The organism is Mycolicibacterium thermoresistibile (genome assembly GCF_900187065.1).
In the GTDB taxonomy this organism is placed as follows: Bacteria; Actinomycetota; Actinomycetes; order Mycobacteriales; family Mycobacteriaceae; genus Mycobacterium; species Mycobacterium thermoresistibile.
Map to the genome: position 1 here is coordinate 1,604,423 of NZ_LT906483.1, position 13,601 is coordinate 1,618,023.

The 13,601-nt window shown below is 70.6% G+C and carries 14 protein-coding genes; 10 read left to right on the forward strand and 4 right to left on the reverse strand.

Annotated features, from left to right (window positions below):
* Positions 1 to 50: 50 nt before the first annotated feature.
* The 7 genes from CKW28_RS23535 (at position 51) to CKW28_RS07480 (ending at position 5,615) form a co-directional block, all read left to right on the forward strand.
* Positions 51 to 209, forward strand: a complete 159-nt coding sequence (locus tag CKW28_RS23535) for a hypothetical protein (RefSeq protein ID WP_003924939.1) — start codon at positions 51 to 53, stop codon at positions 207 to 209.
* An 83-nt stretch (positions 210 to 292) separates the two neighbouring features.
* Complete coding sequence (locus tag CKW28_RS07455; RefSeq protein ID WP_003924940.1) at positions 293 to 1,144, forward strand: ABC transporter ATP-binding protein; 852 nt, start codon at positions 293 to 295, stop codon at positions 1,142 to 1,144.
* Positions 1,141 to 1,959: an NUDIX hydrolase gene (locus tag CKW28_RS07460; RefSeq protein WP_003924941.1), complete on the forward strand. Its 819-nt coding sequence runs from the start codon at positions 1,141 to 1,143 to the stop codon at positions 1,957 to 1,959. Before CKW28_RS07455 ends, CKW28_RS07460 begins: the two co-directional genes overlap by 4 nt.
* Entirely contained in the window at positions 1,956 to 2,645 is a 690-nt protein-coding gene (locus CKW28_RS07465; protein ID WP_003924942.1) for an enoyl-CoA hydratase, read from the forward strand. Before CKW28_RS07460 ends, CKW28_RS07465 begins: the two co-directional genes overlap by 4 nt.
* Positions 2,646 to 2,655: 10 nt before the next feature.
* Entirely contained in the window at positions 2,656 to 3,660 is a 1,005-nt protein-coding gene (locus tag CKW28_RS07470; RefSeq protein WP_003924943.1) for a class I SAM-dependent methyltransferase, read from the forward strand.
* Positions 3,618 to 4,823, forward strand: a complete 1,206-nt coding sequence (locus CKW28_RS07475; protein WP_435405815.1) for a THUMP-like domain-containing protein — start codon at positions 3,618 to 3,620, stop codon at positions 4,821 to 4,823. Before CKW28_RS07470 ends, CKW28_RS07475 begins: the two co-directional genes overlap by 43 nt.
* Before the next feature lie 96 nt (positions 4,824 to 4,919).
* Complete coding sequence (locus CKW28_RS07480) at positions 4,920 to 5,615, forward strand: esterase (protein WP_003924945.1); 696 nt, start codon at positions 4,920 to 4,922, stop codon at positions 5,613 to 5,615.
* 34 nt (positions 5,616 to 5,649) lie between these two features.
* On the opposite strand, the gene CKW28_RS07485 is transcribed toward CKW28_RS07480, so the two are convergent.
* On the reverse strand, positions 5,650 to 6,918 hold the full coding sequence (locus CKW28_RS07485; protein ID WP_003924946.1) for a BamB-related PQQ repeat family beta-propellar protein: 1,269 nt from the start codon (positions 6,916 to 6,918) through the stop codon (positions 5,650 to 5,652).
* A gap of 140 nt (positions 6,919 to 7,058) precedes the next feature.
* On the opposite strand from CKW28_RS07485, the gene CKW28_RS07490 reads away from it, so the two are divergent.
* A complete protein-coding gene (locus CKW28_RS07490; protein ID WP_003924947.1) occupies positions 7,059 to 7,796 on the forward strand; it encodes an acyltransferase in 738 nt (245 codons plus the stop codon).
* A 6-nt stretch (positions 7,797 to 7,802) separates the two neighbouring features.
* Here CKW28_RS07490 and CKW28_RS07495 read toward each other — a convergent pair whose 3' ends face one another.
* Genes CKW28_RS07495 through CKW28_RS07505 form a run of 3 tightly spaced genes read right to left on the reverse strand, consistent with a single transcriptional unit; the run spans position 7,803 to position 11,418 of the window.
* A complete protein-coding gene (locus CKW28_RS07495; RefSeq protein ID WP_003924948.1) occupies positions 7,803 to 9,053 on the reverse strand; it encodes a glycosyltransferase family 4 protein in 1,251 nt (416 codons plus the stop codon).
* On the reverse strand, positions 9,050 to 10,609 hold the full coding sequence (locus CKW28_RS07500) for a 1,4-alpha-glucan branching protein domain-containing protein (RefSeq protein WP_003924949.1): 1,560 nt from the start codon (positions 10,607 to 10,609) through the stop codon (positions 9,050 to 9,052). Before CKW28_RS07500 ends, CKW28_RS07495 begins: the two co-directional genes overlap by 4 nt.
* Positions 10,606 to 11,418, reverse strand: a complete 813-nt coding sequence (locus tag CKW28_RS07505; protein ID WP_003924950.1) for a class I SAM-dependent methyltransferase — start codon at positions 11,416 to 11,418, stop codon at positions 10,606 to 10,608. Before CKW28_RS07505 ends, CKW28_RS07500 begins: the two co-directional genes overlap by 4 nt.
* 287 nt (positions 11,419 to 11,705) lie before the next feature.
* Here CKW28_RS07505 and CKW28_RS07510 point away from each other — a divergent pair, with 287 nt between their 5' ends.
* Together CKW28_RS07510 and CKW28_RS07515 are read left to right on the forward strand one after the other, a co-directional pair.
* Positions 11,706 to 12,497 carry an electron transfer flavoprotein subunit beta/FixA family protein gene (locus tag CKW28_RS07510; protein WP_003924951.1) on the forward strand — a complete coding sequence of 264 codons (792 nt, stop codon included), beginning with the start codon at positions 11,706 to 11,708 and terminating at the stop codon, positions 12,495 to 12,497.
* A gap of 90 nt (positions 12,498 to 12,587) precedes the next feature.
* The gene (locus CKW28_RS07515; protein WP_003924952.1) at positions 12,588 to 13,544 is read left to right on the forward strand and encodes an electron transfer flavoprotein subunit alpha/FixB family protein; all 957 of its coding nucleotides are present in this window, start codon (positions 12,588 to 12,590) and stop codon (positions 13,542 to 13,544) included.
* The last annotated feature ends 57 nt before the right edge of the window (positions 13,545 to 13,601 follow it).

The window sequence follows — 13,601 nt, forward strand, 5'->3', positions numbered from 1 at the left end:
GTGTCAACTGGCTATTGAAACACAATCCAGATGGATCGGACGATCGGTCGGTGAGCAACTGGTTGACCCGATTGATCCGGCTGATGGATGCGGTGTTGGATCCGCGGGTGGCGCCGTACCACCGCGAACCGCTGGACTGCGACCGGCGCCGCGTCGACAACGAACTGAACGCCATCCGGTCGCGATTTCGGCGTGCGCACGATCGCTGAGCGGTCTGTGGTGTCTCGGCACGCCGAAATTGCCGGTTGGACCCCGAAGTGGCGGTGACACCGCAATACGGCACGATGGTTCCGTGCCGGAACAACCGGAAGATCTCGAGGAACACGCCGACCCCGACCTGCTGATCGACTTCGCCGACGTCACGCTCCGGCGCGGTGGCCGCACGCTGGTCGGCCCGGTCACCTGGTCGGTGGAACTGGACGAACGCTGGGTGGTCGTCGGGCCCAACGGCGCCGGCAAGACCTCACTGCTGCGGATCGCCGCCGCGATGGAACACCCGTCGTCGGGCACGGTGTACGTGCTCGGCGAACGGCTCGGCCGGGTCGACACCACCGAACTGCGGGCCCGGGTGGGCCTGAGCAGCGCGGCGCTGGCCGAACGGATTCCGGGCGGGGAACTGGTCCGCGATCTGGTCGTGTCGGCCGGGTACGCGGTGCTGGGTCGCTGGCGGGAGCAGTACGACGACATCGACTATCAGCGTGCGCTCGACATGCTGGAGAGCGTGGGCGCCGAGCATCTGGCCGACCGCACCTACGGCACCCTCTCCGAGGGGGAGCGCAAACGGGTGCTCATCGCCCGGTCGTTGATGATCGACCCGGAACTGTTGCTGCTCGACGAACCGGCCGCCGGGCTGGACCTGGGCGGACGGGAGGAACTGGTGGCCCGCCTGGCCGATCTGGCCGCCGATCCGGACGCCCCGGCGATGGTCCTGGTCACCCACCACGTCGAGGAGATCCCGCAGGGCTTCACCCACTGTCTGCTGCTGTCGGAGGGACGGGTGGTCGACGCCGGCCTGCTGCCCGATGTGCTGACCGCCGAGAACCTCACCAAGGCGTTCGGACAGTCCATCGCGCTGGACCGCATCGACGGACGCTATTTCGCGCGCCGCGTGCGCAGCCGCCCCGCACACAGGAGGCACACATGACCCGTTCGGAACCGCCGGCGCCGCTGCCGCCCCGCCCGGCCGCCACCGTGATGCTGATCCGCGACAGGCACGACGGGGCCGCCGGACTCGAGGTGTTCCTGATGCGGCGGCACTCGGCGATGGACTTCGTCGCCGGGGTGATGGTGTTCCCGGGCGGCGGGGTCGACGACCGGGACCGCAACGCCGACATCGCCTGGATGGGGCCGGAACCGGCCTGGTGGGCCGAGCGCTTCGGGGTCGACGAGGGCCTAGCCGAGGCGCTGGTGTGCGCCGCGGCCCGGGAGACGTTCGAGGAGTGCGGTGTGCTGTTCGCCGGCGCGGCCGACGACTCCGACGTCCTGGTCGACGACGCCTCGGTGTACCACGACGCGCGGCGCGCCCTGGCCGACAAATCGCTGTCGTTCGGTGAGTTCCTGCGGGCCGAGAACCTGGTGTTGCGGGCGGATCTGCTGCGCCCGTGGGCCAACTGGGTGACCCCGGAGGAGGAACGCACCCGCCGTTACGACACCTATTTCTTCGTGGGTGCATTGCCCGGCGGTCAGCGCGCCGACGGCGACAACACCGAAACCGATCAGGCCGACTGGGTCACCCCCGAGCAGGCGCTCGCCGACTTCGCGGCCGGCAGGACGTTCCTGCTGCCGCCCACCTGGACCCAGCTCGACTCGCTGGCCGGCCGGACCGTCGCCGAGGTGATGGCCGTGGAGCGGCAGATCGTCGCGGTGGAGCCGCACCTGCGGGTGGACAACGGCAACTGGGAGATCGAGTTCTTCGACAGCGAGCGTTACAACGCCGCACGCAACCACCGGTCGCCATGAGGGAATTCGTCTCCATCCACACCGGTGACGAGCAGCCCGGTGTCGCCACGCTGACGTGGTCGCGGCCGCCGAGCAATGCGCTGACCCGGCAGTTGTACCGGGAACTGGCAGCCGCGGCCGCGGAGGTGGGACGCCACGACGGCATCGCGGCGGTGATCCTGTTCGGCGGGCCGGAGATCTTCTCGGCGGGCGACGACGCCGCCGAACTGCGCACCCTGGCGCCCCGTCGGGTGGCCGCCGCCGACCGGATGTGCCGGGCCGCGTTCGACGCCCTCGCCGCGATCCCGCGGCCCACCGTCGCCGCCATCACCGGATACGCCCTGGGATCCGGGCTGACCCTCGCGCTGACCGCGGACTGGCGGGTGGCCGGCGACAACGTCAAATTCGGCGCCACCGACATCCTGGCCGGGCGCCCGCCGACCGGTGGCGGCGGCGCCCGCCTGGCCACCGCGATCGGGGCGAGCAAGGCCAAGGATCTGGTGTTCTCCGGCCGGTTCGTCGGCGCCGAGGAGGCGCTGTCGCTGGGCCTGATCGACGAGATGGTCGCGCCCGACGACGTCTACGACGCGGCGCTGGCGTGGGCCCGGCGGCTCACCGGGCACGCGCCCCCGGTGCTGGCCGCCGCCAAGGCCGCCGTCGACGGTCACCCCCCGCGCGCGCGACGCGGCGCGGCACCCGACCGCTAGGCTCCCTGCCATGACAGAGACGACGGAACCCGGCATCGGGTCTGAGGGCGCCGGCGACCTGCCGGCGCCTAATCCGCACGCCACCGCCGAGCAGGTCGAGGCGGCGATGCGCGACAGCAAGCTCGCCCAGATCCTCTATCACGACTGGGAGGCGGAGAGCTACGACGACAAGTGGTCGATCTCGTACGACCAGCGCTGCGTGGACTACGCCCGCGGCCGGTTCGACGCGATCGTGCCCGACCACGTGCAACGCGAACTGCCCTACGACAACGCTCTGGAATTAGGTTGTGGCACCGGCTTTTTCCTGCTCAACCTGATCCAGTCCGGGGTGGCCCGGCGCGGTTCGGTGACCGACCTGTCGCCGGGAATGGTCAGGGTGGCCACCCGCAACGGCCGATCCCTGGGCCTTGACGTCGACGGCCGGGTCGCCGACGCGGAGGGGATTCCCTACGACGACAACACCTTCGACCTCGTGGTCGGCCACGCCGTGCTGCACCACATCCCCGATGTCGAACTGTCGCTGCGCGAGGTGGTGCGAGTGCTCAGACCCGGCGGGCGGTTCGTGTTCGCCGGTGAGCCCACCACCGTCGGCAACTCCTACGCGCGCGCCCTGTCGACGCTGACCTGGCACGTCGCCACCACCGTCACCAGACTGCCCGGTCTGCAGGGCTGGCGGCGGCCGCAGGCCGAGCTCGACGAGTCGTCCCGGGCGGCCGCGCTGGAGGCCGTCGTCGACCTGCACACCTTCGAACCGAGCGATCTGGAGCGGATGGCCCGCAACGCCGGCGCCGTCGAGGTGGCCACTGCCAGCGAGGAATTCACCGCGGCGATGCTGGGCTGGCCGGTGCGCACCTTCGAAGCGGCGGTGCCGCCGGGCAAGTTGGGGTGGAACTGGGCCAAGTTCGCGTTCGGCAGCTGGACCGCCCTGAGCTGGGTGGACGCCAACGTCTGGCGCCGGGTGATGCCGAAGGGCTGGTTCTACAACGTGATGGTCACCGGGGTCAAACCGTCCTGAGGTTCACCCTCGACGACGTCGCCTACCTCCGCAGCGACGCGGGTCGCGGCGCCCTGGCCGAGGTCGCGGCGATGCCGCTGACCGACGCCACCCGGGTGGCCGACGTCGCCGCGTTGCGCACCCGGTTCGGCGACCGCGCCCCGGTGTTGGTGGAGACCACGCTGCTGCGCCGGCGTGCCGCGGCCAAGTTCGACGACCCGTCGCGCTGGTTGTTCACCGACGAGGCGCTGCAGCAGGCCACCGCGGCGCCGGTGGCCAGGCACCGGGCCCGCCGGCTGACCGGCCGCAAGGTGCACGACGTCACCTGTTCGATCGGCGCCGAACTGGCGGCGCTGCGGCTCACCGCGGCCCAGCTGGTGGGCAGCGACATCGACCCGGTGCGGTTGCAGATGGCCCGGCACAACCTCGGCCCGGGTGTCGCGCTGTGCCGCGCCGACGCACTGCGCCCGATCACCCGCGACACCGTCGTGGTGGCCGACCCGGCCCGGCGCAGCGGGGGCCGGCGCCGGTTCGACCCGCGCGCCCACACGCCGCCGCTGGACGCGTTGTTCGACGTCTACCGCGGCCGCGACAGCGTCGTGAAATGCGCCCCCGGAATCGAGTTCGGGGCGCTGGGCGCAGTGGGTTTCGACGGTGAGGTCGAGGTCGTCTCGCTGGCCGGCAGCGTGCGGGAAGCCTGCCTGTGGTCCGGCAGCCTCACCGAACCCGGCGTCCGCCGCCGGGCCACCATCCTGGACCGGTCCGAGGTCATCACCGACGCCGAACCGGGGGAGTGCCCGGTGGCCGCCGCGGGCCGGTGGATCATCGACCCCGACGGGGCGGTGGTCCGCGCCGGGCTGGTGCGGCACTACGCGGCCCGGCACGGTCTGTGGCAACTCGACCCCGACATCGCCTATCTGTCCGGCGACCGGCTGCCGGCCGGTGTGCGCGGCTTCGAGGTGCTCGAAGAGCTGCCCTACCGGGAACGGCGGCTCCGGCAGGCGCTGGCGGCCCACGACGCCGGGGCGGTGGAGATCCTGGTACGCGGTGTCGATGTCGATCCCGACCGGCTGCGCACCCGGCTCCGGCTCCGCGGCCGGCATCCGCTGGCCGTGGTCATCACCCGCATCGGAAGCAAACACGCAAGCCGGGCAACGGCATTCATATGCCGTCCGTCACGGTGAACCGGCACGTACGCTGATGTTGACACGCCGGATGGCCCGCCCGGGCAACCGCGGGCCGGCGAGCGAAAGCGTTGACCGACAAAGGGGACTGGCGCCATGCGCATACTCAAGACGACGGCCGCGTTGCTGGCGGGCGGTCTCATCAGCTGTTCCATCCCGGGGACGGCGGGGGCCCAGACCGCCTGCGACGCGCTGGGCGGCACGGTCGCCGACGACCGGCGGTGCGAGGTCCACGCCGAGACCCCCACCTACCTGCTCGACATGGTGTTCCCGGTCGATTACCCCGATCAGCAGGCGCTGACCGACTATCTGATCCAGACCCGCGACGGGTTCGTCAACGTCTCCGAGATGCCGGGTTCCCGCAACCTGCCGTACGCGCTGGACGCGCGGGCCACCGAGTACCGGTCCGGTGATGCGGCGACCGGGACCCGCAGCGTGGTGTTCGAGGTCTACCAGAACGTCGGCGGCGCCCATCCCACCACCTGGTATCAGGCCTTCAACTACGACCTGAGGACCCGGGCGCCGATCACCTTCGACACCCTGTTCGACCCCGAGAGCGCACCGCTGGAGGTGATCTACCCGGTGGTGCAGCGCGAACTGCAGGAGCTGACCGGCATCGATCAGCCGATCCTCCCGGAGGACGGCCTCGACCCGGCGAACTACCAGAACTTCGCGCTGACCGATGACGAGGTGATCTTCTTCTTCAGCCAGGGCGAACTGCTCCCGCACGCCGCCGGGGTGTCACAGGTCTCGGTGCCGCGCACGGTGCTGGTCAACCTGTTGACGGTGTGATCCGGCCGTCGACGACGGGGCCGGCCCCCGCGACTCAGTCGGCCGGCGCGAACCCGTAGACCTGACCGTCGCTGGTGGCGGTGACCACCCGGCGGTCGGCGGCGATCGACACCCCGACCGGCCAGCCGGTGGCCTCGGGCAACGGGTAGCTGTTGAGGGTGCGGCCGTCGCCGGTGTCGATCACCAGCAGCGCCAGGCCGCGATCACCGTGGCGGGCCACCGTATAGGCCACCCCGGCGCCGGTCTGGCTGGTCGCCGACAACGGTTCTGCGTCCTCGCGGGTCCACAGCCGCTCGGCCCGGTCACCGTGGTCGCGCACCGCCACCAGCTGCGCGCCCGGCCCGCCGCCGGCGATGATCAGCCCGTCCGGCGACACCGAAGGCGGTGTCTGCGGCTGGAAACCCAGCGGCACCGACCATTTCGCCTGCCCGTCGGCGGCGTCGAGGGCCCACAACGCCCGGTCGCGGCCGTGCACGTAGATCGTGGTGCCGTCGGCCGAGAGCACCGGGCTCGCCAGCGGCCCGCCGCCGACGGCCGTGCTCGTCCATTCCCGCCGCAGCTGCCGGCCCGGTTCATAGCGGAACCCGATCAGCACCGGTTCATCGGCGCCGGGCTCCCACAGGCCGAGGACCACCGTGTCGGTGGCCGCGGAGAACGCCGGCGCGGCGGCCACCGGACAGCCCCGGCGCGCGCCGGCGCAGTCCGCCAGCCCGCGTTCGGAGTCGGTCGGATCCACCCCGGCCACCAGGTCCAGCGGTGTGCCGGTGACCGTGCCGCGGTGGGCATCGAACAGCAGCACCTGGCCCAGATGGGTCACCACCAGCAGTTCCCCGGGCGCCAGGATCCGCGGGGTCGTCGGCATCCCGATCACCGGCTTGCGCCAGCGGATCCACTGGGTGGGCGGAAACGACAGGATGGCGCCGGGCTGGCCGATGTAGACGTTGTCGAAACCGTCCAGCAACGGGCTGGTCCGGCCGCCGCCCTGCACCAACCGGGTGCACCAGCGCTGGCGGGCCGAATTGGCGTACTCCCACACCATCAACGAGCAGCCGGCCGGGGTCTGGGCGTTGACCGCCAGATATCCGCTGGCGCCGACCGCGACCTGGGCGGCCAGCTCACCCTTGACCGATCTGCTCCACTCCAGGGTCAGCGCCTCGGCCCCGGCGGCCGACGTGTAGCTGCTGTTGGCCGCGTCGCCGTACTGTGCCGACCATCCCTCGGCCGGCTTCGCCTCGACCCAGGACCCGGCGTCACCGCAACCCGCCAGCACCGCTGTGGTCAGCGCCGTCAGCGCCGTCGCCATCAGTCGCCGGATCACGGTGTCCTTTCTCTCCAGTCTCTCGGGACCGCACGAGAACCACGTCGGGGCCCGTCGGGGATCCGCGTTCAGCCCAGGTGAGGGTAACCCGAGCCCGCCGAGCGGTTCGCGTAGGCTTTCCGGCCATGACGACGATGTGGGGTGCACCGCTGCACGTGCGCTGGCGGGGATCACGGCTGCGCGACCCACGCCAGGCCAGGTTCCTCACCTGGGCGTCACTGAAGTGGGTGATCGCCAACCGCGCGTACACACCGTGGTATCTGGTCCGGTACTGGCGGCTGTTGAAGTTCAAGCTGGCCAACCCGCACATCATCACCCGCGGGATGGTCTTCCTCGGCAAGGACGTGGAGATCCACGCCACCCCGGAACTGGCGCAGCTGGAGATCGGCCGGTGGGTGCACATCGGTGACAAGAACAACATCCGGGCCCATGAGGGGTCGTTGCGGATCGGCGACAAGGTGGTGCTCGGCCGCGACAACGTCATCAACGCCTATCTGGACATCGAGCTGGGCGATTCGGTGCTGATGGCCGACTGGTGCTACATCGTGGACTTCGACCACAAGATGGACAGCATCGAGATGCCGATCAAGGATCAGGGCATCGTCAAGAGCCCGGTGCGGATCGGGCCGGACACCTGGGTGGGCGCCAAGGTGTCGGTGCTGCGCGGCACCTCGATCGGGCGCGGCTGCGTGCTCGGATCGCACGCGGTGGTCCGCGGTGAGATCCCGGACTACTCGATCGCGGTGGGCGCCCCGGCCAAGGTGATCAAGAACCGGCGACTGGCCTGGGAGGCGTCGGCGGCCGAACGCGCCGAGCTGGCGGCGGCGCTGGCCGACATCGAACGCAAGAAGGCCGCCCGCTGACCGGTCTCAGCGGTCCGGCAGGGCGTGCTCGACGATCAGGCGGCGGGGCAACGGTTCCCGCTCGCGCCGTTTGGCCGCCAGATACACCTGCGCGGTCTCGGCGGCCACCGAGTGCCAGTCGAAGTCCGCGGTGAGCCGTTCCCGGGCGGCGACGGCGCGTTGCTGCGCGCCCTCCGGGTCGTCGAGCACCGCGCGCACCGCCGCCGTCAGACCGGCGATGTCGCGGGGCTTGAACGACTTTCCGGTCACCCCGTCGATCACCGCCTCGCCCAGGCCGCCCGCGGTGGAGGTGACCAACGGGGCCCCGGTCGCGGCGGCCTCCAGCGCGACGATGCCGAACGGCTCGTAGTGACTGGGCAGCACTGCGGCGTCGGCGGTGTGCAACTGCCGCAGCAACGCCTCGTGGCCGAGCTGCCCGACGAACCGGGTTGCCTTGAGCACCTTGTGCTTGCGTGCCTGTTCCACCAGCCACTCGTGCTGGGTGCCGGTGCCGGCGATGGTCAGCGTGGTGCCCGGATGGGTGCGCCGGATCCGGGGCAGCGCCGCGATGGCGTCCTGAACACCCTTCTCGTACTCGAGCCGTCCGACATACAGCAGCCGCGGCGGACCGGAACGGGGCGACCGCCTCGCGAACGGCCACTGCGCGACGTCGATGCCGTTGCGGATCACCCGGATCTCGGACAGTCCGGGCCCGAACAGTTCGGTGATCTCCTCGCTCATCGACGCCGAACAGGTGATCAGTGAATCGGAGTCGCGCACCAGCCAGGACTCCACCGCGTGCACCTGCCGGCTGATCGGGCCGGAGACCCAGCCGGAGTGCCGCCCGGCCTCGGTGGCGTGGATGGTGGAAACCAATGGCACATCGAAGAATTCGGCGAGAGCGATGGCGGGGTGGGCGACCAGCCAGTCGTGGGCGTGCACCACGTCGGGCTGCCACGGCGTGCCGCCGGTGCCGCCGCGGAGCCCCAGCGCCAGGCCCGCGCGGACCATCGAGTGGCCCATCGCCAGCGTCCAGGCCATCATGTCCCGGCCGAAGTCGAACTCGTGCGGGTCCTGCGCCGCGGCCAGCACCCGCACGCCGTCCCGGACCTCGTCGGTGGACGGATGGGTGCTCGGGTCGGTGCCGGTCGGGCGCCGGCTGAGCACCACCACCTCGTGTCCGGCCGCCGCCAGCGCGGTGGACAGGTGGTAGACGTGCCGGCCGAGCCCGCCCACGACCACCGGGGGGTACTCCCACGACACCATCAGAATCTTCATGAGATCTCTTTCATCGCCGGGAGTCTCCTGGCGTCGAGGGCGCCGAACAGACCGTCGGCGCGGTTCCAGCCCTCGGCCAGCCGGAGGGCGTGTTCGCGCCGCCCGGCGGCCAGCGCATCGCTGATCTCCCGGGTGGCGTGGGCGTGCAGATGGGCGCGGTAGCGCGCATAGTCGGCCGCCGAATCCTTGCTGACCATGAACGGCCAGTCGCTGGACACCGTCAACAGCGTCTCCCGCAGGATCTGATCGGCGACCCGGTCCCGGGGCGCCGGAGCGCCGAGCGCGGCGTTGTGCGCCAGCGCCTTGTCCACCGTGGCCAGCGCGCCTTCGACGACTTCGGCGTTGAGCTCCACCAGATCGGCCACCTGCGGGCCGGACCACACCCGCCAATCCTTGCCCGACCCCCACGAGCTTGCGGGCAATTGCACTGGGGTACCGATGAATCCGTCGGCAATGGCATCGGAGAGGGTGCCGATCCGCACCCCGGCGGCGGGCAGCGCGCGCAGCACCCGTTCCAGCCACACCGGCCCCTCGTACCACCAGTGTCCGAACAGCTCGGTGTCGAAGGCCGCGACCACATGCGCGGGGCGGCCGATCCGGCCGCTCTCCTCGATGAGCCGATTGCGCACCACCTCGACGAAGTCGGCGACGTGGGCGTCGACCGCCCGGTCGGCCCGCTGCGGATCGTAGGGCGCCTTCTCCTCCGACGGCACGGTGCGACCGGTGACCCGCACCGGTTTCAGCCCGGTGACATGGTCGAAGGTGTGGAAATCGCGGTAGGCGCCGTGCCCCGGATAACCCGACTTCGGTGACCACACCCGGTAGGAGACCTGCAGATCACGCCCGAACGCGATGACGTCGGTGTCGCCCACCGGCCGGCCCAGCGCCGTATCCCCGTGCAGGGCCGGACCGTCGACCATGAAATGGCTGACATTCGCCGCGGCGTAACCGGTTTCCATTCCCGGTGCGTACGCGCACTCGGGCGCCCAGATGCCGGCGGGGGTGTGCCCGAACCGCAGCCCGGCATCGGCCAGCCCCTCGCGCAGCGCGAACTCGCGCAACCGCGGATGCAGCAGCGGCTGGAACGGGTGGGTCAACGGGCCGCCGAGCAGCTCGATGGTGCCGGCGTCGATGAGTTCGCGCAGCAGCGGGCTGGCGCCGTGCCGCCACCGCGTGTCGAACTCCTCCAACGCCCGCTCCGCCCGGGCGTACTCGTGCCGGCCGAAGGCCCGTAACGGGTCACCGAGCGTGGTGGCCTCGAGCGCCCGCAGCTGCCAGTTCGCCAGCCAGTGGTGCATTCCGGTCAGGCAGTACGGATCATCGAGCTGGGCCGCGACCACCGGGGTGACGCCCAGCGTCAGCACATGGTGGCGCCCCTCGTCGGCCAGGGTGCGCAACACCCGCAACACCGGCAGATAGGTCGCCGACCACGACTGGTACAACCACTCCTCGCCGACCGGCCACCGTCCGTGGTGGGCCAGCCAGGGCAGATGCGTGTGCAGAACCAGGGTGAACAGCCCGGGAACCGGGTCGGGGGAGTCCGCGCCGCCGGTCATGGGCGCACCGCGATCGCGACGAGGTCCAGACTGTCATCGATGTTGTGGCCGTCGCGGTCCCGGTCGTCCTCGTCGCAGCGGATCAGATCGAAATCCTCCGTACGCACCGACGCGACGTCGGCGAGCAGTTCGGCCGGCCACGGTTCATCGGCCAGCGCCCGCGAGATCTGGGCGTCGATGATCGAACCGCCGTGGCGGGCATCGAGTTCGGCCAGCCGCGGACCGTGGAAGACGCCGTACATCGCCGACAGCCCGAACCCGCCGTCGGTGAGCAGTTCGGTGAGCTCGGCGGCATTGAGTTCCCGGGTGTGGAACGGGTTGACCGGGGTGTCGCTGCCGGGGGTGAAGGTGATCCGGTTGGGGGTGGAGACGAGCAGTTGCCCACCCGGCCGCAACACCCGCAGACATTCGGCGATGAACTTCTCCTGATCCCAGAGGTGTTCGATCACTTGGAAATTCACCACCACATCGACCGATGCGTCGGCGAGCGGCAGGTCCACCAGATTGCCGTGGCGGATGTCCACCCGGGGATAGCGGGCGCGGACATGGGCCACCGTCGCGGCGTCGTAGTCCAATCCGATGACGTGCGCGGCCACCTCGGCCAACAAATCCGCGCCGTAACCCTCACCACAGCCCGCCTCGAGCACCACCCGGCCGGCACACCGGTGGGCCAACCGCTGATAGACCACCTCGTGGCGGCGGAACCAGTAGTTCTCCCGCTCCAGACCCGGAACGGTGCGCTCACCGGTCAACGGGAGGACGCTGATCGGGCCGTCCGCATCGGATCCGGCCGTGGAAAAAGCGCTCATCGGAAGGCAGGCTAACGCAGTCGGTCGGTCGGTGGCCGGTTCACCAACGGTTTGGCCGCTCCGGGATCATCGGCCGGTGTCCGGCGGGGACCCCGGGCGGGACGTCGGGCGAGTCCCCGGGCGAGACCCCGGGCGAGACGTCGAAGCACATCGGCCACCCGTTATTGTGTTCCTGCAAACCGCCGAAAGTTACCGACGGGTAACATGGTGGTTGTTGCTCAGTTGGTGCTTGAAGCGTGGTATCGCCGGCCGGCCGCCGGCCACTTGAGGGAGGACGAGCCAGACTCATGACGAACATCGTGGTCCTGATCAAACAGGTGCCCGACACCTGGTCCGAGCGCAAGCTCAGGGACGATGACTTCACCCTCGACCGGGAAGCCGCCGACGCGGTGCTGGACGAGATCAACGAGCGCGCCGTCGAGGAGGCGCTGCTCATCAAGGAGCGGGAGGGCGGGGAGGGCACCGTCACCGTGCTGACCGCCGGCCCGGAGCGCGCCACCGAGGCGATTCGCAAGGCGCTGTCGATGGGCGCCGACAAGGCCGTCCACCTCTTGGACGACGGTATGAAGGGCTCCGACATGGTGCAGACCGCCTGGGCGCTGGCCCGCGCGCTGGGCACCATCGAGGGCACCGAGCTGGTGATCGCCGGTAACGAGTCCACCGATGGTGTGGGCGCCGCGGTGCCGGCCATCGTGGCCGAGTACCTGGGCCTGCCGCAGCTCACCCACGTGCGCAAGCTGACCGTCGAGAACGGCAAGGTGATCGCCGAGCGGGAGACCGACGACGGGGTGTTCACCCTGGAGGCATCGCTGCCGGCGGTGGTCAGCGTCAACGAGAAGATCAACGAGCCGCGCTTCCCGTCCTTCAAGGGCATCATGGCCGCCAAGAAGAAGGAAGTGACCACGCTCACGCTCGCCGACATCGGAGTCGAGCCCGACGAGGTCGGTGTCGAGAACGCCGGGTCGCGGGTGCTGTCGGCCACGCCGAAGCCGCCGAAGACCGCGGGCGAGAAGATCACCGACGAGGGCGACGGCGGCAACAAGATCGCCGAGTTCCTGGTGGCGCAGAAGCTCATCTAGCAGAACGTCCAGCGACGGCGATCGCAGGCTGCATCGTTTTCTGTGCGCCGTCAGACCCTTTCCCAGACGAAGAGACACGGAAGAAGACCAATGGCTGAAGTACTCGTGCTCGTCGAGCACGCCGAAGGTGCGCTGAAGAAGGTCACCACCGAACTGATCACCGCCGCCCGCCGCCTGGGTGAGCCGTCGGCGGTGGTGGTGGGGGCCCCGGGCACCGCCGAACCGTTGATCGAGGGCCTGAAGGCGGCCGGCGCCGCCAAGATCTATGTCGCCGAGTCCGACGACGTCCCGAACTACCTGATCACCCCGCAGCTCGACGTGCTGGCCGGGCTGGTCGAGTCGGCCTCCCCGGCGGCCGTGCTGCTCGCTGCCAGCGCCGACGGCAAGGAGATCGCCGGCCGCCTCGCGGCGCGCACCGGGGCCGGCATCCTGACCGACGTCGTGGACGTGCAGCCCGGCGGCAAGGGCGTGCACTCGATCTTCGGTGGCGCGTTCACCGTCGAGGCCGAGGTCACCGGCGAGCTCGCGATCTACACCGTCCGTCCGGGCGCCATCGAGGCCGAGCCGGCCGAGGGCGCCGGTGAGGTCGTCAACGTCGAGGTGCCCGCACCGGCCGAGAACGCGACGAAGATCACCGCGCGGGAGCCCGCGGTGGCCGGCGACCGTCCGGAGCTCACCGAGGCGAGCGTCGTGGTCGCCGGTGGGCGCGGGGTCGGCAGTGCCGAGAACTTCCGGGTCGTCGAGGAACTCGCCGACGCGCTCGGCGGCGCCGTCGGCGCCTCCCGCGCCGCGGTGGACTCCGGCTACTACCCGGGTCAGTTCCAGATCGGCCAGACCGGTAAGACGGTCTCCCCGCAGCTGTACATCGCGCTGGGTATCTCCGGGGCGATCCAGCACCGGGCCGGTATGCAGACCTCCAAGACGATCGTCGCGGTGAACAAGGACGAGGAGGCGCCGATCTTCGAGATCGCCGACCTCGGCATCGTCGGCGATCTGTTCAAGGTCGCCCCGCAGCTGACCGAGGCGATCAAGGCCCGCAAGGGTTGATCCGCCGCGCGCGGTGAACCGCGCGCAGACTGCGCAGAAGTGCCCCGAAACCAGGTG